Here is a 24526-nt window from a genome sequence, read left to right on the forward strand (position 1 = left end):
CCTACCAGGACCAATCAACTTCTGGCGCTCGATTTTTCACTTCTACAATCCGTGAGCTTAACTTTTGTCCATCTGAATTTGTAGATTTCCGATCAGCTTCTGTCACAAACTCATCAATGGTTGGTTGACCAAACTCTTCAAACACAGTAAGTCGGACTTCATATTTCCCTACCTCGCTCAGTTCTAAATTTAAGCGATCTATGTTCTCATTACTAAAGGTCACCCATGCTTCTCCGCTAAAACTCCCGTCATTATTTGAATCATAGCGATACTCCCAGAGTCTCCGACCCACTACATCTTTATCAGGCGAATAGGAGATATCATCCAATGAAACCACCGCTTTATTACCGTAATCAGGACTTCGATATACCACTCCAGGCAGAGTAAAATAGTTGTACGGCGCTTCATCTGGCACAATATCAAAAGTAATCTCATCACTATCAGAATACCCAAGCGTATTTTCCACATAAATCGCAGCCTTATATTTTCCAGGTTTTTTAAATAAGATGTCTTTGCTTTCAAGTTCAGATAATGTACCACTATATTTAATATCTGCGTTCGTACCACCAGATACAACAGTGATGGTAACTCGTGTTTTCGATGGTATTAACGGAAAGCGTGTTGGACTCTGGCTTCTATTAAACAATGTCGTTTTACGATTTTGTTTAAGTATTCCTTCTATATTTATAATTGCTGCTGGTTTCGGCTCAATGACGGTAACTTCTGTACTTGTACTACCTATTTGTCCATCATTGTCAACGACTGTGAGAGCTATAGGAAATGTCTCTCCAACTTGCTCTATGGTATACCATACATACCCCCTTGGGACATTTCCGATTTCTCCCTGCGCTCCAGATGTGCTCCAAGCATAATCAGTAATATATCCATCCGGATCATAGGAAGCATTTCCACTAACGAGCATATCAGACCCTGCTTTTATGTATCTAGCTGTTGATATTCTTGCAATAGGTGGCTTTCCTTCAGGTTCTGTTGGAGTAGTTGGATTTGGAGGAAAAGTAACTTGAGGATTGTTTTTATAAACACCTGCTGAAATCTGTAGAGGCTGTTCCAGAGAGGTAATGGTTCCATTCTTTGTGACGATTGGCTTTTTAAAACGGACGAGAACGGTTAAAGCATATTCCTGAGTAAAATGTTCGCCCGTTACACTCGACTTTTTGATCTCAAAGTCAAATAAAGCGCTTACGTTAAATGTCTTTGCAGATTCCTTTTTCGTTTTGAGTGTATTATTTCTGTCTTTCTCTTTAGCATAGAACACCCACTCGTCAATATTTGAAGCATCACTGTATCCTTGCAGCTGCCCCATTAACGAAATTTGAACGGGTTCGTCTTTATCTCCCAATTTTGTTGGATTGGGATTAGGTTTATTTAGAGTTACCGTACCGGTAAGTGTGGGTTCTGTAGGGAGAGTGTAGTCAAAGGAGACATTGCCGCTGTATTTGTAAGATGTTACATTAGCTGAACCTGTAAAGTAGTAGATTAAATTTGTTTTATAACGTCTACCTAGCGCATGACCACTTGGATCAAAATTTGAACTTAATCGTTCAGGACCATAATTTTGCTCAGCTGCGTTAGTTTTATAATAAATAATAAATTGATTCCCATTTACGACATTATGATTAACATATGTTGCTGGAAGCGTATCTGTAGGTACAACTAATTTGACGGTGGACTCTATGATCTGCGATGAATCAATTACCGAATACACGTTTTTGTCGTACCATTTAATTCCCGAACGTGATACTGCTGATTGAGTTACCACCGTCATATCAGGGGGATCATTTCTAGGTGTACCATTACCTTGTCCATTTTTATCGTAATGTTTTTGACCATTAATATATGGGTCCCATTCATTTATCTGCCATCTTACTCCGTCTGAATATCGCCAAATAGAATTACCAGGAGTTGTTAAAAAAGGTGTTTCAAACGAAGCATTATACCCGAGTACATTATCTATTCGTTGTTTTGCTTCAACGCCCTTTAAAGTAACCTTTATTTTCCCATTCTCTATTGCAAGAGCAACTTTTTGATTAGTGCCATTATATTTAAGAGAAGAGACATCAATTGCTGAACTGGCAACTCCACTTGGAAGATCTAAGTAATAAGATTTTTGAGCATTTGCAGACCCATTAAGAATTTCTGAAGGTATTGACACTGCTTTGCTTTGCGAATTAGCTGCCTTTATGTTCTGTGGGATATATACAAAAACTAGTATAACTGTAAGCAGAACAATCCAAATTTTCTTCATATAAATTACTCCCCTGGACGTTTAACAATGTATTTTTCTTCAAAATCGCCTCCAAGATTAACGTATATAGAAATAACTGAAGGGTCTTTAATGTACCCATACATCTGATAGCTAGATAGCTTTTGACCCGGTTTCAACACCCAATCCCACAATGCTTCCTTATTGTTCAACTCTAATATTTTAGTTCCAGGTGCAGGTCCAAGAAGAATATTACCATCCACTTTTATATTCCATTTTGGATTCAAATCTACAGAACTTACTTGAATCACTTTACTACCCTTATTTTCAATGGTGAGTTTAGTCCATACCATATATTTAGTAGGTGTCTTATAAATTCGATCTGAATAACCATACATCTTCATTAGAGACTGTGCTTCTTTAGACTTTACATCGTAAAACATCAGCTTTTCTAACGTGTACGTTAATCCTCCAGCGCTGATCGTCACAGGCAGCTCCAAGTCTTTCTTCAATCCAAATTTACTCAGATTATCTCTCATAATAGGCGTTGGCGTTGCTATAGGTTTCACGGTTGCTGTGGGTACCGCGGATGTGGTTGGCTTAGCCGTAACTACTGATGTAACCGTTTCCGCTTTTGCAACCACTCCCTGCCCCAAAACCACGCTAAATAACATTGCCGATACCAAAGTCGCCTTTACAACTCTCTTCTTCATCCCAAATCTCTCCCTAGTCTCAATTGGATTTTTCCTACTTATTGAACTTATACTCCTGAACTGCTGGTACTCTGATTGGCTCTTGTGTTTTGGCTCTGGAGATCAGCAGCGGATGTTCCGTCTCAATGACGGCAATAACCGAGGGACCCTCTATGTATTTGGTAATGCCAAATTCACTATCCTCGTATAAAAGCGGAAATGTTACTCCATCGGAATCATCAACAATATCAAACTTCACGATCTTTACTTGATTTTTAAAACGGCTGCCTACTTGGGGAGAAAGGCCGTTATCAAGCCCAAGATTCGCCTGCAAGGTATGTTGAAAAGTATCGTAAGCAAGCGCGGGATCGATAATTAGACGACCTCGTGTGATTTCAGTTTCATCTAATTCCTGCGCGGCATCATGAACAGCGATATTGTTTGCATCTTTTAGCATGCTGCGCAGCATGTCCCACTCCTGATTCTGGATCTGAAAGAACCAGGAGTAGATAAAGATCAGTAGGACAAATGCCAGCTTAATAATGTAATCCATAAATTAGGCTCATCCCTTAATCAATCGAGATATTCACTCAATATTGACCCATGCCCATAATACCGGGTCGGCTGCGAAACTGCGGAAAAGTTATACGGAAACAAATTTATCCGTGGTGCTGTTACATACACATCAATTCGTTGTTTGCGTTCTTGAATGGTATCCGTACTGCTCGTAATTTCTATAGAATCCTCTGAGAACCCAATCGCCTTCAGATTTGAAATCACTTCGTTCCGCATAGACGCTGTGACCATCCCCTCCGTTGCGGCTTTTTGTGTGATGTAAGACGTATTAGCTTTGACCTGTAAATCTAGCAGATAATCAATATAGGTGAATATGGGCTGCAGGATAATAAACAGGACAAGCCACATGAGTAATGCCCGGAGGACGGTCTCCTTCAATAGAAACGCCTCCTTCTAATATTGCTCTACTTGCTTAGTATGTGTGATGATATCGTCTTGACTGCTGCCAATGATATGCGTAGCTACTGTGATAAACATCCCTGCGATCACAAAGCCAATAGCCAGAAACATTGCTATGGAGATAGAGTCTTTTTTCATAATGGAATTAAACCGAAGTATGGGTTAAGACCCGAGCAGTTGCAGATTGGCTGGAATCCAGCGGTTGAATAAAAGTCACACCCGGAATCGTCGGTTTATTATCATCCGTAGCATCAATTACATCTCGAACTACAGGAATCAAAACGGCAATTACGATGGCCACACATAAAAATCCGATAGCAATAAACAAACCTGTAGAAATAGCGTCCTTTTTCATTGTTAAAATCTCCCTTTTATTTTATATTTTTAAAATAATATTGAATATACAATTTTTCACTGGAACATGCCGACCCCATTAAAATTCCCTTTGATCAGTAAAATGTACTGCATCGCCATCGCGACGATCATCAAAAAAGTAGCAATCGATGGGATAACATTAATGATCGTAGATAGATCACCGATAAAAGACCACTTTTTCAAATACTGATCGCTGGAGATTTTGGAGATAATCTTACCTTGCTCACGCAAATAATTCGCCGCTTCTGTGTCGTCATCCATACCCTCAGTAGCCAGCAAAATAGACCGAATGTCATTAATAAAACTATGATTATCCGGAAACTTTGCACAAAACCATTCAATCGCCCCCTCCACACCCTCATCTACTGCTCGTTCTGACAACTCGTACAGATCCTGACGTATATATTGAAAATGTCCAGCCGTACTCCCGCAAAAAGTGCCAAATTGCGCATATCCGCGCTTGCGTAGCCGATTATTCTCGTATAGACGGATGAAAGAGATCAGCTCACCGTCTTTTTTAATAACCGTTTTTTGATGAAGCCATGCAAGCACCCAGCCAAACGGAAGATAGCGCATCGGACTGCTGATTACGAGAATAAGTAGAGCAATTAGAGGGTCATAAATAGAAAAAGAATTAGAACGAATGAAATCACTGACGACTTGAGTTATTAAATAAATCAGCGCTGCAGAGTAACGGAAAAGCGTAATTTTACGGGCCGCAATCGATAAACCAGAATCATTTAATAATTGCTGAAGTCTATCCCCCTGCACCCGTTCCCCAAGCTCATTCCACCGTAGTCCTAATCGGACAAGATATCTTTCCTGTTTACTACTACTGCTTACAAAGACAAGTAATGCGACATAAACAATCCCGATTACAGTAACTAATAGTAACAATCTGTCCATAGCTCATCACCTTAGTGGTAGTCCAGTTTAGGTCTGGCGAGAATAGTGCTGATCACAAAAGAAATAAAAAGACCGGAGACGATCACCATCAAAAAAGAAAGTCCTACTGTAGTCTCAAACTGCAATTGGAAATAGATATCAGGCTTCAGCATGTACATAAAGGTTCCAACCGTTGATACCAGCACCAAAAGATTCCCGTATAAGCCAAGGCTAATCGCATCTCTACTTCCCGCTTTTACAGTCAAAATGGTTTCCCTCTGTTGCTCCATAGAACGATTTAACAGCATCAGCGAGCTTTTTAAATAACGGGTCCCTTCCTTCTCGGCATAGAGCAGATCCGATATAAATTCTAGGGCGAAGGTAGTGCCAATCGCATTGGAAAATCTCCCGGCTTCCTCAACAAGCTCCTTCTCATTACTGTAATTGGAAAATGCAGCCCCTAGCAGTTTCAAAGGACCCTTCAGCACATTCTTATCCGTAAGAAAGTCCGCTGTCCGATCGAGAACGGAATCTACCGACAAGTGAGTGAATTTGGTGGAGATTTTGACTACATCGAGTAAATCATAGCTTCCATGCACCTTCCTCTGCGCGTAGATGTATCTCATACGAAAATAAGGAATCGATGCAGAAATCACAGCCATAAAAAGTGGAAATCTCCAAGCCCCCTGAATCGAACGCCCTTCGTTAAAAGTTATCCCTTCCAGAAAAGGATTGTTAAAACTCAATTGTCCAGGAAGCTCGCTTAGCGTCAGTAGACCTGATAGAAAAACCGCGATAAACACTATTGCTGTACGTGTCATAAAACGCATAACGCTAATTCCCGGCTCATATTTTCGGTGTACGAAATATAAAAGATTATCTAGATGACGGTAGAGCCATAGCCTTTTTTTTACCGAGCTAACTCTTTTGCCAAAAATACTCATTTTATGTTTAATACGAAAATCGACTTTCTGACCTACCTGTCGTAAATGCCGTTCGATTAGCGGTTTAATGAGCAACCAAATTCCCCATACAATTAACAAATGAAGGACAAAACGAAGAATATACAATAATAAATCCACGGTTTCACCTCCTCACTCGTTAAGAATGATCTTAGATTTCAAGCTTTCTTTGATAGGCTGATCCATTGGTTTTGCTGCTGCAAGCTGTCCCAGCTCTTTCTGGAGCAACTGTGTTGCCTGCTCATTTTTCCTAGTCATCTTCAGAATCAGGTTCTTCGTCAGCCTGTCATTATAGGACCAACACATCTTCTGGGGTTCCCAGCTCATCAGATCATTCGCAAATACAGAGTTCTTTTCCTCGTCATAAAAGACTTCCGATATTCGCGTTAACCGCTTCTTCCCGTTCGGAACACTTTCCAAAATAAAAACCAGCTCGCACGATTTCAGTGCAGAGATCAAATGCCCCTTAAGGCTCCCACCAATCCTTGTCGACACGGCAAAAGCGCCTTGATAAGGAATATCCTCCGAATCAACAGTGTGGAAGGTACCGGTGATGCCGTCATACCCTTTTTCCCCACTCCACAGATAAAATTCCCATTCGTTATAACGCATTTCCGTCATATACAAAATGTTTGGGTCATGCCGCAGCGATTCTACCCCTACCTCCATCAATTCCTCGTTCGCAGCCTGGATTGGAATAATTCGGTGCCCTTTAATCTGGTAAGGTAAAATCGACTCCGGATGCTTTTCTATCATTACTACACCCATACAGGATGAAGATCCGAGCAGTTGCTCACCGACGATCGTATTTGCAAAGGTTGTTTTTCCCGAGCCTACAGCGCCCGCAATAATGGTATTGCGAAAGGTAGACGATAACGCCCGAATCATTTCAACCGCTTCCGCAGGAATACATTCCGTACCCGCCTGATCTTCTAGACTCAAAAACTCTACAACCTGCCGCCGCAGAGATATGGTAGTAAAGCCATCCCAAACTCTCGGTGATACCCATATCGCAAGCCGGATAAATCGCCCAGGCCAGAGTGGATCATCCATTTTAAACTCCACCGAAGGATTATCCTTATTCAGCTTTTTATTAGGATCACTTTTTAACAAGGAACGTTTCAACTGCTCGACTCGATCTAACGATGGCATCTCATATGGATAAGCTACAAACTCACCTTTATGGTTATAAAAGATCTGCTTTCCGATCATCTGTAGCCCGGTTGATTCACTGTATGCACGATCAGTAAACCAACGATACGCCGGACCAAAACCCTTCCATTCATGATAGAGCGCTTCTGCAGCCGTTCTGTATGCTTCTGGAACCTTGCCCGTAAAGGGTGTCTTCCTCAAGTATTTCTCTATCTCATTCATAAAAAAGCTAACCGCCTGCGGATCTCCAATTAGCGCCTTCGCATTTAACTCGAAGTAAGCATCATCCTCACGTTCCAGCCCTTCGTTCATATCGTTTTTCATTTTTTGTAAAAATGCATAAAAGTCTTCCTTGCCCGGTTTGCTCATGCGTAGGATACTTTGTTTTAAAGAGAACAACGGACGGCTCGGTTGATTTCCATTCATAGGAATATACCTTTCTTTTTAGCTTCTGGCGCCAGGCTTATGGACACGAGCAAAGAATGTACCTTATCATCCACATGCTGCAGCTCTTTTTTGCCTAAAGGTAAGCTTTCCTGCAAGGGCTGGTAATACGGCAGCTCCAGCAAGATTTCAGTCCCGAAGCGAAGCGCTAGATTTTTAGGAGAAGATATTTCTTCCACATTACTGCGGTTAATAATCAGTTGAAAATCATGTGGACGTAGATCCATATGCCCAGCAAGCTCTAGTAGAGGTTCGAGTCTGTATTCATGCTTTGGATGAGTGACGATCATACGCAGTGCCGATTTGTGCATTCCGACATACCATGCTGCACTTTCCGGAATAGAGCCGAAGTCAGCAATAACCACATCTGCATTTGCCCCAGCTCTAGCCAAAAAATATTCAATCTCATCCTCCTGATAATCTTGTGCACTCAAGTAATCGTAATTGCCTGGGAGATACGAGTAACCATCTTGCTTAATCAATTGCTCAAAATCCTCATCATGAATCATCTTCCCTGTGAGCCTTGATCGAAGCCTATCCAGACTAATGGTCGCTTTGCGGTCATATCCGGGATCATATAAATCAAGTCCAAGGACAATAACACGAAGGCCTGCCGCGGCAATTCGTCTTGCGAACAGTTTGGCTACACTAGTGCAGCCGATCCCCGGACCAGATCCAAAAAAACCAACCAGATTACTTCGTTCCTCCCCGTCCTCGTCTAGAATAAAGCGAATCTTCTCTATCACCACTGACGAGGTAGAACGAGGAGGGATAAAATAGATCCCTAAGCTTTCACACAGCATATGTACAGCTTGGTAACCACTGATTCCCTTTTGCAAATATACATATAGGATCATTGAGCTCGGATAATTCCGGCGCAGTTCGCTAAGTGACTGAGCTTGAATCTGGTCACTGGTAACCATTAGCATATGGCCCTCTGCATGAGATGGATCAGGAAGTACGCTTTGTGTAATTACAATAAATCCTGCATTTTTGATATCATTAATGGTTAACTGATCTATGCCTAGACTAAATATTTTCAAGACTCTTCCCTCCTACTCGACCCGTACGATCCACAGCTTCTTTCCCTGCTCCAAAAATTGTCCGAGCCGCTCGCCATCACTTTTCTTCAGCTTCAATTCTGGTGTCGCCACCTTGCCAGTCGAAGTGAACCGATTATTGTTGTTTCCCTTTTCTGAATCCAGCACATCATTATTGTCTTCTGTTCGCACATAATTCACGGTGACTCCAGATATAAACACCTCCTTTGCAGGTTCACTAATTGAGCTCTGCACGATCAGTTCCTCCTCTTCCTTCTTGTTTGGGCTAAGCGATTCACTCTGCCTCTCTCGGTCTCCATCAACAAGATAAATATCTACCTTATCCCGGCTGCGCAGTGAACCATTGATGGCATAGATCGCTTCCTTTGGTATAGGAAAAATCCCTTCATCTTTGAGAGGTTCTAAATCACTAACATCCACTAAGGATGCCGTCAAAATACTTCCGTTGGTCAGATTTACATTCGTAATTTTGTGCTCCACTTGTGCGATTTCTGTAATTACACCTGAAGGTATATCCTTGGTCTGAACAGAATCCAGATATAAATCACTTGCTTTCAGCTCATAGTTTTTTGGAAGAAGCTCCCCGCCTTCCACCTTGATTTTGACCACAGTTCGGGATAGTACGTAGGGCTTGAAGTAGAGATCATAGCCTAGCAATCCGCCGACTCCAGTAATCAAAATGAGACTTGCGAAGAAATAATTGCGTTTCAACAGTTGCCTACGCTGTAAAGCCAAGCCTTCCACCTCCTCAAAAACACAGTTTTGAAAAACGACAAAAAGCAACTTGGCGTAAATAGCCAAGCTGCTGGTAAAATTCTTTTTTACCTGTAGAGATTTAGAGAGCTATTAGATTATAGAGTTCCGGTAAAAGCGCTCAGGTTCATACCATAGGCTCTCGCCGAAAAATAACCTTTTATTTAAACACTACGGTCTTATTTTGATGGACGAGGATCCGGTCTTCGATATGCCACTTCACCGCACGAGCCAGAACAACCCGCTCAATGGTGCGTCCAATCCGCTTCAGCTCGATGACATCATCACCGTGACTAACCCGCTGTACATCCTGTTCAATAATCGGGCCACCATCAAGCTCTTCTGTAACATAGTGAGCAGTTGCTCCGATAATCTTCACCCCGCGTTGGTACGCTTGGGCGTAAGGATTACCACCAATAAAGGCTGGCAAGAAGGAGTGATGAATATTAATAATCTGGTGGCGATAGTGCTCAATAAACGACGGAGAGATAATCTGCATATACCGAGCCAGAATTATAACATCAATGTCGTCTCCGATGACCTCAAGCTGACGTTTTTCCGCCTCAGCCTTAGTATCCGCTGTAACTGGAATATGGTGAAAAGGAATGCCGAAGGACTCGACATACGATTTCATATCCAAATGGTTGCTCACGACGAGAGCGATGTCAGCTTCTAGATCACCAGCTTGCCACTGCCAGAGCAGCTCCACAAGACAATGGTCTTCTTTAGAGACAAATATGGCTAATCTTTTTTTATGACGAACATTGAAAATTTTCCAGTTCATCTTGAAACGTTCAGCCACCCCGCCGAACAAAGAACGGATCTCTTCCAGACGATCTCCTAATTCGGGAAGGTCAAACTCAACTCTCATGAAGAACATTCCGCCATCTGGATCCATTGTGTACTGATCCGATTGCACAATATTCGCGCCATGCTGATACAGAAAGTGTGATACAGCCGCCACGATTCCCGGTCCGTCAGGACAAGAAATGAGCATACGCGCCCGGTTGGAATAAGACTCAACACCTGACGAATTGTTTCTTTTTACGTGTAATTCCATGATCCTCATCCCATCCTCTCATCTACATGTGCAATCTGAAGTCTAACTTATGCGTGAACGAGCACTTACTTGCTTGCTAACCATGCAATCAAGCGATGATTAATGGCTTCCTCGCTCAATTGCGGGAACAGCTCGGCAGCGATGACTTCATCATATAGACGCTCCAGCGGTTCACGTGGATCAGCTTTTTTAGCCTTGGCATCGTTCTTCAGCATCTCCCAGACAGTAAGCACAAATTGACGGGAATCGATCTCCTTATTAGCAAAAAACTCACGCAGTTTTTCAACATCCTCTATAAACTCCGGTCCAAATCGTTCCGCTACGTTACCACGGAGCAAAGCAATCTCTACCTCATACATCGGACGCTGTTTCTTCGCATCTTTACCAACCCATGGCGTCTCAAGAATGAATGGCAGACCTGTCAATTTCTCATGATGGACAATTTTGTTAATCGTATCAAAACCAATCCAACCGGAACCAATTGGTGTGTGACGGTCTTTACCTGCTCCACATGGATTTTTGCTGTCATTGATATGGATAACCCCAAGACGATTCAAACCGATAATCTCATCAAACTTTTTAAGAACGCCATCCAAATCATTAACGATATCATAGCCAGCATCATGAATGTGACAAGTATCAAGACATACGGACAAACGCTCGTTATGTTCAACCTTATCAATAATAGAAGCAATCTCCTCGAAGCTGCGCCCGATCTCTGTTCCCTTACCAGCCATAGTTTCTAGAGCGATATGAACTTCCGTTTCATTAGTTCCCCCAAGAACCTCATTAAGGCCATCTGCAATCCGCTGAATGCCGTATTCTGCATCCTTATCAGTGAATGCACCTGGATGTAATACGATATGCTTGACCTCAAGTGCGTGCGTACGGCGGATTTCCTCTTGTAAGAAATCAACGGCCAACTGATACGTGTTCTCTTTATAGGAAGCGAGATTAATAATGTAAGGTGCGTGGACGACAATCTCCTCCACACCGTTTTCTTTCATTGCTTGCTTTCCTTCAACCGGATACATGGCATCAATCGGCTTGCGGCGCGTGTTCTGTGGCGCTCCTGTATATATCATAAATGAGCTGGAACCATACTCATTTGCTTCATTTGCTGCGGTCAAAAGACCCTTGTCCGAGCAAGACACGTGTGAACCTATTTTCAGCATACTTCTTCCCTCTTTCCTTCACGAATTACCCCCTATTCTACCGTGATCAGAAAAATAAATCTAGACAAGGTCAATATGCTGGGTTCTGCTTCGCAAAACTTTGGAAATAAGCTATACTTTAATATGAGATTAAATTATGTGAGAATACTCATTGCCAAAAGGTGGTGTATGCATGTCTATCCAATCAGGACTTGGTTTATTATCCGCAACACCGAGCAATTGGTTCATGAACTCTATCGCTTTCTGGACATTTATGCTGCTGGGTTCCATGTGTATCGGCGGTTTTTTTATGTTCCGGAAATTCCTAAAGGTGTTGCCGAAAGCTGATGGAAAATCAAAGCTGGACTGGCAAAATTACTGGGTAGAACGCAGTCGTTCACTCTGGAGTGATGAATCAAAAGCTTTCTTAGACCAGCTTGTTCAGCCTGTGCCTAGCCCTTTTCGCGATATCGCCAAACATTCCATTGCTGCCGAGATCGGTAAGATCGCTGTGGAAAGTAATGCAAAAGAGGTAACTCGTGATCACTGCATTAAAGGTTACATAGTCGCCACACCACGGCGTGACAATCGTTTCCTCGTCAATTTTCTTGAAAAGAATAAAATCGACTACTCTGCTTACCAGCATTTGTTCAAGTGATTGATAATTTGATGTTGCGTTCAGAACGGAGGCCAACCTTATGAAATATGTGATATGTGGCGGCACCGGTTTTATTGGCAGCGAACTAGCAAAATACTGGCTACTAGCAGGCAATGAAGTTGCAATCGTCGGTCGCAATCTAACTAAGACTGCACCTTATCATCCTAAGCTGAGTTACCACACATGGGACAGCCTACACGCTGATTCAACACCCGTGGAAAATGCGGATGCTTTGATCAATCTTGCTGGAGCCTCTCTCAGCCAACGTTGGAGTCAGAGCGGCAAAAAAGCAATTATGCAATCCCGTCTTTGGGCTGTTTCCGCTACTGCTAAGCTACTCGCCCGTTTGAAACACAAACCTTCTGTAGTCATTCAGGCATCAGCTGTGGCTATTTACGGAACCTCTTTGCAAGATACCTTTAATGAATCATCACCAGCCCATGTCATGGACTTCCCTTCTGACGTGGTTAAGACATGGGAAGAAGCTTCAGATGAAGCATACAAGAATATCCGTATGATCAAGTTGCGTACTGGGGTTGTGCTCGGTAACCGAAACGGAGCATTTCCCAAGATGAAGCTTCCCTATTTACTGGGCTTTGGTGGTAACATCGGCGCGGGAAACCAGTGGGTATCCTGGATTCACCTGACCGATATCGTACGTCTAATCGATTTTTGTATTCAAAATCCCACCATCTCCGGACCTGTTAATGCGACTGCTCCACATCCGGTTACGAACGAAGAGTTCGGTAGAACGATTGGAAAAGTATACAGCCGGCCGCATTGGTTCCCACTGCCCGCCATCCTGTTAAAAACAGCAGTAGGTGAATTGTCTGAGATCTTGCTCAAAGGACAACGCGTCCTTCCATCGGCGGCATTAGAGCAGGGCTTTAACTTTACCTTCCCTACACTTCAAACCGCTTTAGAAGATTTGAAAAGCCAAAAATAGCAGAATCAACACTCTTTACTTGCACTCTTCATCCCATGTGGAATGTGTAACTTCCTTTTACAATCTTGAATACGCTCCCCTCTGACAGCGGGTACTCTTTGTAAGGGATCATGGCTTCGCCTTGAAAAAGCGTTCCATTTCTGGAGTCGAGATCCTTAAGTACGTATCCGCTTGGGCTCCTAGATATCTCCGCATGTACTCTTGAAGCTCCTTCTGATCTTTCTACATACTGAGCTACTTCTGCCGATCGGCCAATGATAAAGCTAGTTCGGTTTAACGCTATGGTTTCCGACTCTGCCTCTTCCTCATCGCTCCTTTTGAGATAAGGAACATTTCGAGCTAGCTTCTCATTTCGTTTGCCTTGCTCAGGTGTTTCCTCCCGTGATAATAAAGCGGTTGGGGCTATTGGACCTGGTGGTATTCCAGAACTATCCTCCTCTTTCCTTGATTCAGATCGCACAGACGGAATGTTAGATAAAGGGTCGGATGGATGCTGATCTCCCTTTGGAATCGATGCTGCTGGACGCACAGTGGTCACAGGATTCCTACCGAAATCCCACTCCAGTTCTCTTCGATTCGGACTCCGGTTTGTATCTTCAGAATCCTCACTCGTATGTTCCTTTTCTTCGTCACTTCCAAACCTTATCCTTTCGCTCCATACCATCCAGCTAAAAGCAGCCAAGGCAATCGTTGCGATCCCACAAACGGCTAGCCATAACGGTTTTGGGTTATTCAAATATAGGAATTTCCATAATAATGCATCAACCAATAAGCAACCTAGAATAATATAGGTTCTTGAGCTTGAGGGTTGTGAATTCGTCAACTTATTATCGTCTGTAGACCGAAGAGACCTTTCCTCTTCTTTCACCCTAAGATTCGGACTGGAATAGCTATTTAACCACGGAGCTGAATTCTGCTGCGTACGCAGACTCTTATCCTCGTTCCGCTCACTCATTTTTTTCTGGGGAGCAGCTACCTCATTCACAAACAGTTCCTTTACTCTCTCTTGCATTCGTCTTTCAGGCTCTGCCGGACGTACTTCTGTCAACTTAGGAGATGTGTATGCCATTTCTGCGTTACTACTGAATTGTCCTCTACAAGAGTCGCCCTCTGTCAACAGCTCTGAGAGAAGACCCTTTAAGCCCGCTGGTGTAAATTCTTCTTCCCCACAGTATTGCAGTACTCTTTGAACACCACTGCCAGTAAGCTCTGTGATAGAAGCCATCATCACCATGATCAGCGATTTAAGGGACTCTCCCAGCCTAGAAACAGGCTCATTCCCCTGAACAGGGATATAGGTGAGATATACCTTACCACTCTGCAATGATCCTTCAATAAAAATATAATCTTCATGCAAAGCATACTGATCCGCCCGAAGCATATATAACCTGCCATCTTCCATCCCTTGCGCAATTTGCAGAAGTAATCCAAAAAATGAGGTCATGCTCAACTTCTCACTTTTGAGCAAATGACTGAGCATTTTTTTACGCAGAACAGCATATTCCATCGTAACCTTTAAATCAATTTCCCTAAGTAACAACCTTAAATGATGAGGAATGTCAGTGTTCATCAGCATACGAGCTTGAACCATATTAAGCTTACCCACCGGCATTCCTTCTGGTTCGCCAAGCATCATATATATACCGTCCTGCTGCATAAAGTCACGGGATAATCCGTACAACAAGCATCACCACCTCCTATTTTAAAAATAAAGATAAGCGCAAATGGTACCAGGGACTACAGCAAGCATAAAGGGAAATCTCAACAGCTCATTATCTTTATTTCTTATTAGGAATGAACTCTTCAATAATATAAATCCGGAAATTGTGTTAAAGATCTTACGCGTACGCCTGCCTGTCTCCCGTCTCTTTAAGACAATTAGCCAGCCTATCAAGGCGCCAAACAGTACGGAGTACATCACGACCTGCAATGTAAATAGCATTCCTGTCCACGCCCCAATCCCGGCAAAAAGCTTAACATCCCCTGCACCAACCGCCCCTATCAAATGCATAATTAGAAGCACTGCAAATCCTGCAGCGGCACCCACACCAGACTTAAGCAGTCCATCCCAGCCGTTCATCAGCGCTTGAGCAAGCAGACCAGCAAGCAAGCCTGAGACAGTGATCCAGTTTGGTATTCTCATCGACTTTATATCCGTAATAAATGCAGCTGCCAGAAACGGCAGACATCCCCAGAAGGCCCACTCCGCCATGGATTACACTCCTTTTCCCTTCACTCATTTCACTACTGTGAACATCACCTCAATAGATCTACCGTCATCGAGCTGAATTACAAATGGCCACGAGCCCGGTGTGGTATTCACACCAATTTTCCACTCCCACTCGATATATCCGTCCGCATCCGCTTGTTTCCAGCCTAAATATTTAGCAGTGCTTCCCCCGCTTTTATAAAAAACGGATAAGCTAGCGGAAGCATTCGGCGGAATTTTAGCACGAACTTTGCCTTGCTTATTGGCTACAGCTGGATTCGGTTTCTCCAAAATCTTAATAAAATCCTCTGGTTGACCAGTGCCGTCATTGCCCTTATTTGTACCCTCTCCTGTATCCCCGATCCAAAGACGTTCTACAGCACTTGCCTCAAGTACAATGCGTTGGTTTAGAAAGGGAACCTTCATCGGCAGCTCATAGCTAACCACCAATCCAAAGTAAGGTCGGGTACCCTTCTTTAACTCAGGCACGATAATGTTGGATACATGAATTCGATCATAATCCAGTAAGTCTGATGACAGATACGGCTTTAATAGGGGTTTTATCGCTAGATCCAGTACACTTTCAGAGGTCTCAGCCTGTAGCTTCTGCAGAGGTCCCTCGCCCTTCTCTAAAGCTGACATGACCCACTCATTCAGCGGCTTAGGTAATGACATTGCATAACTACTGCCCCAATCTGTAAGTGACAAGCGAGGAATCGTCCAATTCGATTCGGCTTGATTGCCAGCGGATAGGTCGGTGCCATCCTTCACTGGATTAGCGCCAGCTTCGCTTGTTGCTCCCCATTTCTGCACAGCCAAAGCTGCCGGGTACATATGCGTTGAAATAGATTTCACAGTATCAGATGCTGTGCTTTGTAAGGCTGTTGAATACAAGGTCATCTGTACGATAGAAATTAGGAACAAAACAAACAGTAGGAAGATCGGAAGTACCATCGCCGCTTCTACTACCATGCTGCCTTCTTCCTGCGTCTTCCTCCTAATCCGGTACCCGTCCCCCATATCCTTACCAACCTCCTGCTAGTATGAAAAATCAGCCTGCACTGCTCTCATATATGTACTGCCTTGCACTTCTCCAGAATACCCAGCGCTATAATCCAATAGCTTCACAACACCCGGTAGAAACCATAGTCGCATTCCAAGCTTAATATTCGATGAGACATACGTACTTCTTTCATCTGGATTTATTCCTGTGTTCAGTCGAATGAGAGCCAGCATCCGAGATAATTGAACATTCCCGCCTCCATGCAGCATCATGAACAGACGCAAATGATCACGATAAGTCAGCTGGGCCGGTAAATATTTAGACAGTGGTATGGAATCTTTCTCACAGAGTAACAGCATGTCCTGAATAGCTTGCTGGATCCCATACAACAGTGCTGCGGCCAGAACAGCCAATGGGTTTCCTAAACTTGCCTTCTCAATAAAACCTTCCATCGTTCGAATAGACAGCCGCATGGCAAATATTTCAGCATACGCTGCGGCTACATTTCCAGCGGGATTATGAAATCCATAAAGAATGTATTCCAGCTCTTGCGCTTGAGGATTAAGCTGGTCTGTTAGTTCGACTGTGCCCTCAGAACCTTGTGCTAGAGTAGCTAACTTGGAAACATCAAAATGTTGAAAATAGAGAGCAGAATACTCCGTTTGAAAAAGTCTATCTCTAGCTCCTCCCATAATGCCACCCATCGCTGCATAGATTCCGTCCATATCCTCCATCGCCGAACTCCCAGCAGTATACGGGTTAGTGTTTATTTCAGATTTAACAAGTGGATCTGATACTAATTCCTTATTAAAAGCAATATTCTCCTCGTAATATTGACGAAGTGTTTGATAGCTTTTCAGAGAATCTGTCACTCCGTTACCCATCATGCGAATTTTATCAAGCAATGCTTTCGCTTCACCCAGCTTTGATTTTGCTTCTCTCTCCAATTGCTTACGCTCTTTATCTGAGCTACGGTGCTGTTCGATTAAAGCCAAATCACTAACGATAATACTTCCCTTCTTACCGTAATTCTGTAGATAGTTATTCACTACGCGTGAAGCTTCAAGAACAGAAGAAATCATTTGATAGGAGTCACCATATTCACTCAAAGCTTCATACAGCACACCCGACATTCCTGTTATGATAGGTTCAATGGCCTCGTAAACACTTTGCTGCATAGATATACTATTCTCCATCTGACTTAGATCAGTTGAGGAGAGAATCAGTGCATCTTCCTGCTCACGCAGCTTTTTAAGCGGGTCTGAGCTTATCTCTCCTGAGCTCGCCGGAATATCCCAGTCATTAGCAGGATCATTTGATAGATCCACCCCCTCCATTCGTGACTGTTCCAATATATTTCTCATCTCGTCATTCAATTGCTCTGCCTTCTTTAACGCTTCATTCGCTCCATCCATTGATCTTTCATGATCTTCACGAAAAGCTGTTAATAAGGCAGGCAGCCGCGATAACATTTCAGTAGTTCGACTCCGGTATAGAGACAATTGATAAGTGTACTTTGCAGGCTTTTTACTATCACGATAAAGATCATCGTAATATTTCCCAAGATAGTCACTATACTGTGCGGGAATATCCGCCGCCGATTGCATACTTCCGAGTGAACTGGCAGAAATGGACTCTGCAGGCGGATTCATAATCCATTGAAGTAACCTTCTTCCACTCTCCGCAGCCTGGCTTCTCTGCTCTAACATAAGATCCAAAGCCTCTTCTCGCTCGTCATATAACGGCTGCAGCTTACTAAGTAGTTCAGTAGCCCGTGAGGCCTCTGCCATTACTCCTGACATCGGCTTGAATTTACCTGCCAATTCCAGAGCAAAATCCACCGGAGCCTTATACTTCATTTCCTCCAGTATTTGTCGACTCACAACATCATAGCTCCCCAGCGGTCTGCTCCATTTCAAAGATGACGATTCCAAAGCGAAGGGTACAAGATTGAACGCGTCACTCCTACCACTTTTATGCATATTATCATTGAGTACCTGAGACAGCAGCATATCCCCGTCACTCTCTCCAAAGGCGAATAAACCATACTTTTCTCGTAGCTCAACATCGTAAGATGACATTACAGAGCGAACGCTAGCCCTCGCTAAACGTTCCTCCTGAACATTGAAGGCAGCAATCCGCGCATAGTCAATCAGCACAGCGGTAAACAGAAAGACGAAAGCCAACACCATAATTAAAAAAATTGAGACTGAACCTTCCGTTTTGCCCTTACCCTGCCCCTGTTTCTTTCGACTCTTACCGCTAATAAGGCAACTGGTAAAGATGCTCCTCATCAAAACCTCCCTCCTTATCCCTACCTTCAATAGATACAAGATCCATTAGCAATGAAATATTCAATTATCCTGAAGCTTGGTCATCATCGCGGATGCATCCTTCTTCTCCATGTGGACTCCAGACCCACTAGTACCCTCTGAGCCTCCCTTGAACTTAGCCCCGAAGTAACGCATCAGGTCGACCGTACGGATAAACTCAACAGGCTCAGCGATGATAGATTGAGTTTTTACAGTTGGCTTTGCCTCATCAGTCAAAACTTCATCAAGTACAGGTAAGTGCAGTAGACGATTTAATTCAGCACTTACTTTCCGTCCTGCAAGTGAATATGCGTAGTTCAAATTTCCCGGCATATTATTCGGAATCATAGAGGACGAATGTCTGAGTTTAAGCACTGGTAGATCACTTTCCTCTGACACTTCACCAGGTAGCTCTATTGTCGCGCCATCACTTCCAGCTTCTCCGCCGAATAAAGAGGCTAGCAAAGCATCGTCTCCAATTCTCCAATAAAGGGAGTCATACTCACCAGCAGCATAGGAGCCAGAAACCTCTTTATGGCTGTTGTCCCAATTGTAAGCCGCACGCTCAGTAGCCCCTGAGGCCACTTGCAGAAGCATAGACTTCTGGTAGCTATACAAACAGAAGAACAGAAGAAGCATTGTAATACACATGACCATTGGTAGTAGAATTGAAGCTTCAATAGTAAAGCTGCCTCGATCCTCCTTAAGCTTATTCACTCGAATACTTCCTGGCTCTTTTCTCCCGCAGTTTTAATCAAAGCCTCCACTACTTCCTGAATTTTGTCCTTAAACAAAAGAACGACCGCAATCAGCACTGCAATAATCAGAATCATTTCCAGTGTCCCCAGGCCTTCCTCGTCCTTCCAAAAACTCTTCACGCTACCCAACATTGTCGTCATCATTAGTTTCACCCTCCTACATTTTTAACATCATGAATGCTGGCGTTCCCACCAGTACGATTACTATTAAAAAGATAACTACCATCGGAAAGACTAGTTTAGAGGAAGCTTGCTCCCCTCGCGTTCGGCTGATAGCTTTCCGTTTATCCCACAGCATCCGCGAGAGATCGCGTAGCGATAACACAAAATCCGCTCCACCTCTGCGATAATTCAGAAGAACCGTCGTCGTGAACAACGATACCTCCTGCACTGCACATCTCTTGCTAAAATTCTCGAATGCCTGCTGAAATGAATACCCTCCTTCCCATTCACTGGTCATGATCCTAAGCTCCTTATACAATGGGTGATTAACATCACCTCGGTGGCTCTCCACACAGCGGATAATCGCCCGTTGTACAGTCTCACCTGCTCCTACCAGCAATACAATGCTGTTCAGAAGTTCTGGTAGCTCGAGCATAATATTCTGTTCTCTCACCCTCACCTTTTTATGTAAATCACTCACCATAGCAGCTGGTAGAGCTACCGCCAAGAAAAAACCTAGAATCAGACCTGTCTGATCGCCGCTAAACCCTGTGATCAAACTTCCACCCACAAGCAACAACCAACTGTAGCTAAGCATCTCACCCATGAACAACAGGGTTCGTTCTGCACTGTAACGCACCCCATAACTTCGCTGCAGGGAACGTTGAATCCTGAACATCAATGATGGAAAACGACTGACAATGCCGGTTTTCTCAATGAGCAGCAACAGCGGTTCACCCAGCTTCCGAAGTCGTAATCCTTCCATAGGAAGTTCTCTTAATCCGTCATATCTTTTTCCACATTTAATTCGTAACAGAGCCCAGACAACAAGTAAAAATATAGTGACTACTGCACATAGCCATCGCATGATTTCTTCCCCTTCACAGCGGAATGTCCATTATTTTAGTAGTCCAGAGATAACATAAAAACAAAGCTACTAATGCAAGCGTCGATATGGCTATACCCGCTCCTGTGTACATGGGCTGCATATAGTCTCCTGACGTCAAACTCATAAAGATCACCATAATTAGTGGAGATATTAACAGCGCTTTCGCTTCGAATTTCTTCTGTGAAATGCTTACAGTAATATCTTGCTGAATATCCAGCTTCTCTCCAATAATCGTAGACGTACGGCGCACTACTTCTACCAGATCGCCGCCTGTACGTTTACATACAGTGAACACGTCAGCGAACCGCTCAATATCTTCCATTCCTGCTCTTTCACTGAAATCCCGAAGCGCTTCCTCCACTGGCTGACCGTATTCCATGCGCGTACAGATAATATTTAGCTCCGAGATCATATCGCCGCCCCCCTCCGGGTCCAGCATACGTAAGTCTTGGACCGCTTCCCGGAAAGCATTCTCGACAGATCGCCCTGCTGAGAGTGAGGAAGACAATGAAAATAACGTCTGTTTAAACTGTAAATTAAGCATACTCCGGCGTCTTTTCAGCAAATAATTACGCAGCATACGAGGTGCATACAGCCCACCTGGCATAAGTAGTAACGACAGTATCCAATGATGATAAAAAAGATATCCCACTCCAAACAGCAGCAAACCACCTACTGCAATAGCCAGAGTTTTCTGTACCAAGGTCAACTCGTATACCGTATAATCCGGCAATAATGAATGGCCTCTGGAATCAGCTTTCTTAGGTTTTCCAGCAGCAAACTTAATCTTAAGCACTACCTCTTCCCCCTTTTAGAATTCAGAATCCAGCCTGTGATAACGGGTAGGAGGTTACACCAGCCATTCTAAGCTTTGCTGTATGCATAAGCGGGTTTGCGCAAGAAACCAGCCCTCCTTGTACCCGTCCATCTCGTTCACCGGACTCTCGAAATTCGTATAGAGGATTCAAGACCACTTCTCCATCTTTCAGGCCTGCAACCTCACTAATCTCCATCACTCGCCTAGAACGATCACGGAGCCTGGACAAATGTACGAAAATATCAATCGCCGATGAGATCTGCTGACGAACAACCGTTACCGGCAGGTCCGCAGCACTTAACACCATCGTCTCCAGTCGACTGACCATATCGTGCGCGCTGTTACTATGCCCTGTGGACAAGCTTCCATCGTGCCCAGTGTTCATCGCCTGTAGCATATCGAGGCATTCCGCTCCCCGTACCTCACCCACAACAATTCGATTGGGTCTCATCCGCAGCGAAGAACGAATCAAATCTCGAATAGAAATCTCCCCCCTACCTTCCGTATTCGCGTTCCTAGTCTCCAGGGAAACCAGATTTGGTACCGTTACAATCTGTAGCTCAGCAGAATCTTCTATTGTGATGACCCTCTCCTGTGAAGGGATAAACTGAGATAATGCATTTAGAAAGGTGGTCTTCCCCGAGCCCGTTCCCCCGCTTATAAAAATGTTGTATTTAGCAGCTACTAAGATTTGCAGTAGCTCTGCTGCTTCCAGGCTTAAAGCTTCACGGCTCACCAATTCATTCATCGTCATCGGCTTCTCCGGGAATTTACGTATGGTCATCGCTGGTCCCTTCAGTGAGACTGGCGGAAGTACAATATTCACACGGGATCCATCCTTCAACCGGGCATCAACGATAGGAGAGGAGTCATTTACTACCCTGTTAACACCGGATACTACCGTTTGGATAATGTCTTCCAGCCTGCTGCTGGACTCAAATTCCAAAGGAAGACGACGAATCTGACCCTCCTCTTCTATAAAAATCTCAGTATGACTATTGATCATAATCTCCGTGATCGCCGGATTATCCACTAATGGCTGAAGCACATCCAACCCTCGGAAGGAGTCAAATAGTCTCTTAACTAACTCATGCTTCTCCTGTGCTGTTAAGAAACGGAGGCTTTCACTTTCTAGAATCGTTCGTTCGATAAACCCAGTAAGTTCACGGTTTCCTACTGCAGAAGTCACATCAAGCCCTGCACGAATCTCACTACGCAGCGCCCTGAACATCTCCTCATTCATGGATATTCTTCCCTGTAAAAACTAATGGGAGTGCTGGCTCTACAATCCGCTTGCACAACTGCAAGATCTCCTGCTGAAATTGTGGAGAGTTCAAAAAGAGCTCCTCACGGTGTTGCAGCGTCCATGATGGGATAAAGGGACATACGCCTTCAATGATAATTCCTTCAGGAGGCACCCACTCTTCCAAACGATCCACTGCAAAATTCACTACAAATTTACTCTTGTCCATCACATGGGGGGACATGCCAGAGTTAGGAGCGGTGCAATGCGACAGCCATCTCATAGTCTTATACATGCTTACATCATCATTTTTCAGGACCCAAAGTAGAACCCCACTTCGCTGCAGCACAGCTTTCGCACGCTCTTCCTCGATGCTGCCGGTGTCCACAATAACAACATCAAAGTTTCTCTCCGCAACCAGCCGCTCTAACAAATCCAGCGTATCTTGCAAAGTCATCTGCAGCATTTCCTTCACATTAATCACTGGCTTGAAAGCAGCAGTTCGGAGGTGATCATATCTAATGAAATATTGCCCTATTTCAATCTTATCTGCTTCTTCCTTGCCTCGACTGGCCTTTATTTCATAGAGTAGCCGCTCTAGTCCAGGCGTATGACCTGTAGGGATTCGAAGAAACAATCCACTGCTGTCTACACTTTCAAGGTTCAGATAAAACACCGAAAGGCCCATTTCACCAAGCTGCTTAGCCATATTCAATGCTATCGTTGTTTTGCCCATGTTGCCGCTAGAAGAGACAACCCCCAGCAACAACGTTTCATCTAGCACAGAAGATCCTCTACCTCTCTGGATTTCACATAACTGGAGAAATGCTCCCAGGAGGGAAGGAAGCGCCTGATATTTGGCAATCATCACTCCCCCTCCCAGACTCTTAACACTCTTACCGAGATAACCTCCATCCTCACTCAAAACTGCCCATGGAACCGTGCTTTTCCCCTCTACTAGCCAAGCCTCGATAAAAGAAGAGTCCCCCACAACAGCATCCGGGATGTCCTCTCCCCTCATAAATTCGATAAAAGCATCCATTCGGCTAAAAGCCGTAATACGCAGCATTTCTCCGTACTCGCTGTGATGAAGATAGTGCAGTAATGGTTCGATATATTGACTTTCACGCACTGCGAGCACAATCCTTGCCGCCATGAAACCACGCTCCTTTCGATAAGAAGAAATCCATTATTTCCTCAAAAAAAGACAGCAAAAAAAGCACCGACAATAACCGTGGATACGGTAATTGAACGGTGCTTCCGTTACTATTCCTTTAATTTACAGCTATAGTAGCATATATATATGAAGGCAGCAATAAGTTTTTTCGCACACTAGCTGGATACTACACTCTCATCTTATCTTCGCGCCAGTTCTTAATGGCAGACCGAATATCAGCAGGAATGAGCTTCTCCTTCACCGCCCGTTGACACAGTGCTGGAAACTCATCATCACCCGCATAACGTAGCGCTATAATTTGGGCTATTTCAAGCTCTGGGCTCAAAGCTTCGCCTGTCAGACGGAAATAGCGAAACTGCTCTTCCACTCTCACCACGCGGTCCTGATTTTTTGTCGCATATATACGAATTCTTGTAATCGCAAAAAGTAAGCATAAGGACATCCCGAATAATAGCAATGGCACCGTTAAAGCACCATCATCACGTATCTCTTGAACAGCATAAATCGCCGACCACACAAACAAAATTAGCGCAAGCGGCATCGTCACAAAATGAAAAGGCCAATCAAAACGCATAAATCCCTTGGGCTTCCCTTTATTCATAATTCATCTCCATA

26 protein-coding genes are annotated in these 24526 nt (G+C 43.8%); 2 read left to right on the forward strand and 24 right to left on the reverse strand.

Features of this window, described 5'->3' with window-relative positions:
• Nucleotide 1: 1 nt before the first annotated feature.
• The 13 genes from PAENI_RS10435 to PAENI_RS10490 form a co-directional block, all read right to left on the reverse strand.
• The gene (locus PAENI_RS10435; protein WP_149645174.1) at nt 2-2266 is read right to left on the reverse strand and encodes a PKD domain-containing protein; all 2265 of its coding nucleotides are present in this window, start codon (nt 2264-2266) and stop codon (nt 2-4) included.
• Between the two features lie 5 nt (nt 2267-2271).
• Nucleotides 2272-2937: a hypothetical protein gene (locus tag PAENI_RS10440; protein ID WP_149645175.1), complete on the reverse strand. Its 666-nt coding sequence runs from the start codon at nt 2935-2937 to the stop codon at nt 2272-2274.
• 34 nt (nt 2938-2971) lie between these two features.
• Nucleotides 2972-3469, reverse strand: a complete 498-nt coding sequence (locus tag PAENI_RS10445; RefSeq protein WP_149645176.1) for a hypothetical protein — start codon at nt 3467-3469, stop codon at nt 2972-2974.
• 20 nt (nt 3470-3489) lie between these two features.
• Nucleotides 3490-3870: a hypothetical protein gene (locus PAENI_RS10450; RefSeq protein WP_149645177.1), complete on the reverse strand. Its 381-nt coding sequence runs from the start codon at nt 3868-3870 to the stop codon at nt 3490-3492.
• Between the two features lie 15 nt (nt 3871-3885).
• Complete coding sequence (locus tag PAENI_RS31805) at nt 3886-4029, reverse strand: hypothetical protein (protein ID WP_156113062.1); 144 nt, start codon at nt 4027-4029, stop codon at nt 3886-3888.
• A 7-nt stretch (nt 4030-4036) separates the two neighbouring features.
• Nucleotides 4037-4246: a hypothetical protein gene (locus PAENI_RS10455; protein ID WP_149645178.1), complete on the reverse strand. Its 210-nt coding sequence runs from the start codon at nt 4244-4246 to the stop codon at nt 4037-4039.
• A 56-nt stretch (nt 4247-4302) separates the two neighbouring features.
• Nucleotides 4303-5172, reverse strand: a complete 870-nt coding sequence (locus PAENI_RS10460) for a hypothetical protein (protein ID WP_149645179.1) — start codon at nt 5170-5172, stop codon at nt 4303-4305.
• Between the two features lie 11 nt (nt 5173-5183).
• Nucleotides 5184-6233 (reverse strand): hypothetical protein, encoded by a 1050-nt coding sequence (locus PAENI_RS10465; RefSeq protein WP_149645180.1) that lies wholly within the window; start codon nt 6231-6233, stop codon nt 5184-5186.
• Between the two features lie 12 nt (nt 6234-6245).
• Nucleotides 6246-7691 (reverse strand): P-loop NTPase family protein, encoded by a 1446-nt coding sequence (locus tag PAENI_RS10470; RefSeq protein WP_149645181.1) that lies wholly within the window; start codon nt 7689-7691, stop codon nt 6246-6248.
• On the reverse strand, nt 7688-8752 hold the full coding sequence (locus PAENI_RS10475) for a CpaE/TadZ family protein (RefSeq protein WP_149645182.1): 1065 nt from the start codon (nt 8750-8752) through the stop codon (nt 7688-7690). The genes PAENI_RS10470 and PAENI_RS10475 overlap by 4 nt, the downstream gene beginning before the upstream one ends.
• Nucleotides 8753-8764: 12 nt before the next feature.
• A complete protein-coding gene (locus PAENI_RS10480) occupies nt 8765-9505 on the reverse strand; it encodes an SAF domain-containing protein (RefSeq protein ID WP_149645183.1) in 741 nt (246 codons plus the stop codon).
• 178 nt (nt 9506-9683) lie between these two features.
• Nucleotides 9684-10583: a formyltetrahydrofolate deformylase gene (gene purU / locus PAENI_RS10485; RefSeq protein ID WP_042193405.1), complete on the reverse strand. Its 900-nt coding sequence runs from the start codon at nt 10581-10583 to the stop codon at nt 9684-9686.
• Nucleotides 10584-10648: 65 nt separating this feature from the next.
• On the reverse strand, nt 10649-11758 hold the full coding sequence (locus tag PAENI_RS10490) for a deoxyribonuclease IV (RefSeq protein WP_149645184.1): 1110 nt from the start codon (nt 11756-11758) through the stop codon (nt 10649-10651).
• Nucleotides 11759-11930: 172 nt separating this feature from the next.
• Here PAENI_RS10490 and PAENI_RS10495 point away from each other — a divergent pair, with 172 nt between their 5' ends.
• Nucleotides 11931-12395 carry a DUF2621 domain-containing protein gene (locus PAENI_RS10495; RefSeq protein WP_042124904.1) on the forward strand — a complete coding sequence of 155 codons (465 nt, stop codon included), beginning with the start codon at nt 11931-11933 and terminating at the stop codon, nt 12393-12395.
• A 40-nt stretch (nt 12396-12435) separates the two neighbouring features.
• Complete coding sequence (locus PAENI_RS10500; RefSeq protein WP_149645185.1) at nt 12436-13341, forward strand: TIGR01777 family oxidoreductase; 906 nt, start codon at nt 12436-12438, stop codon at nt 13339-13341.
• 28 nt (nt 13342-13369) lie between these two features.
• Here PAENI_RS10500 and PAENI_RS10505 read toward each other — a convergent pair whose 3' ends face one another.
• The 11 genes from PAENI_RS10505 to PAENI_RS10555 form a co-directional block, all read right to left on the reverse strand.
• Complete coding sequence (locus tag PAENI_RS10505; protein WP_149645186.1) at nt 13370-15025, reverse strand: DUF6382 and FHA domain-containing protein; 1656 nt, start codon at nt 15023-15025, stop codon at nt 13370-13372.
• 18 nt (nt 15026-15043) lie between these two features.
• Nucleotides 15044-15553 (reverse strand): A24 family peptidase, encoded by a 510-nt coding sequence (locus tag PAENI_RS10510; RefSeq protein WP_149645187.1) that lies wholly within the window; start codon nt 15551-15553, stop codon nt 15044-15046.
• A 24-nt stretch (nt 15554-15577) separates the two neighbouring features.
• Complete coding sequence (locus tag PAENI_RS10515; RefSeq protein WP_149645188.1) at nt 15578-16570, reverse strand: TadE/TadG family type IV pilus assembly protein; 993 nt, start codon at nt 16568-16570, stop codon at nt 15578-15580.
• Between the two features lie 18 nt (nt 16571-16588).
• Nucleotides 16589-18847, reverse strand: coding sequence for a hypothetical protein (locus PAENI_RS10520; RefSeq protein ID WP_149645189.1), 2259 nt, complete (start codon nt 18845-18847; stop codon nt 16589-16591).
• A 60-nt stretch (nt 18848-18907) separates the two neighbouring features.
• Complete coding sequence (locus PAENI_RS10525; protein WP_149645190.1) at nt 18908-19582, reverse strand: TadE family protein; 675 nt, start codon at nt 19580-19582, stop codon at nt 18908-18910.
• Complete coding sequence (locus PAENI_RS10530) at nt 19579-19767, reverse strand: Flp1 family type IVb pilin (RefSeq protein ID WP_149645191.1); 189 nt, start codon at nt 19765-19767, stop codon at nt 19579-19581. Before PAENI_RS10530 ends, PAENI_RS10525 begins: the two co-directional genes overlap by 4 nt.
• A gap of 13 nt (nt 19768-19780) precedes the next feature.
• Nucleotides 19781-20656, reverse strand: coding sequence for a type II secretion system F family protein (locus PAENI_RS10535; RefSeq protein ID WP_410477463.1), 876 nt, complete (start codon nt 20654-20656; stop codon nt 19781-19783).
• A gap of 10 nt (nt 20657-20666) precedes the next feature.
• The gene (locus PAENI_RS10540) at nt 20667-21470 is read right to left on the reverse strand and encodes a type II secretion system F family protein (protein WP_149645193.1); all 804 of its coding nucleotides are present in this window, start codon (nt 21468-21470) and stop codon (nt 20667-20669) included.
• A 22-nt stretch (nt 21471-21492) separates the two neighbouring features.
• The gene (locus PAENI_RS10545; RefSeq protein WP_149645194.1) at nt 21493-22734 is read right to left on the reverse strand and encodes a TadA family conjugal transfer-associated ATPase; all 1242 of its coding nucleotides are present in this window, start codon (nt 22732-22734) and stop codon (nt 21493-21495) included.
• Nucleotides 22727-23890 (reverse strand): P-loop NTPase family protein, encoded by a 1164-nt coding sequence (locus tag PAENI_RS10550; RefSeq protein WP_149645195.1) that lies wholly within the window; start codon nt 23888-23890, stop codon nt 22727-22729. The genes PAENI_RS10545 and PAENI_RS10550 overlap by 8 nt, the downstream gene beginning before the upstream one ends.
• Nucleotides 23891-24077: 187 nt before the next feature.
• The gene (locus PAENI_RS10555; protein WP_149645196.1) at nt 24078-24512 is read right to left on the reverse strand and encodes a DUF6526 family protein; all 435 of its coding nucleotides are present in this window, start codon (nt 24510-24512) and stop codon (nt 24078-24080) included.
• Between the last annotated feature and the right edge of the window lie 14 nt (nt 24513-24526).

Source organism: Paenibacillus sp. B2(2019), from assembly GCF_008370385.1.
Classification (GTDB): domain Bacteria; phylum Bacillota; class Bacilli; order Paenibacillales; family Paenibacillaceae; genus Paenibacillus_AQ.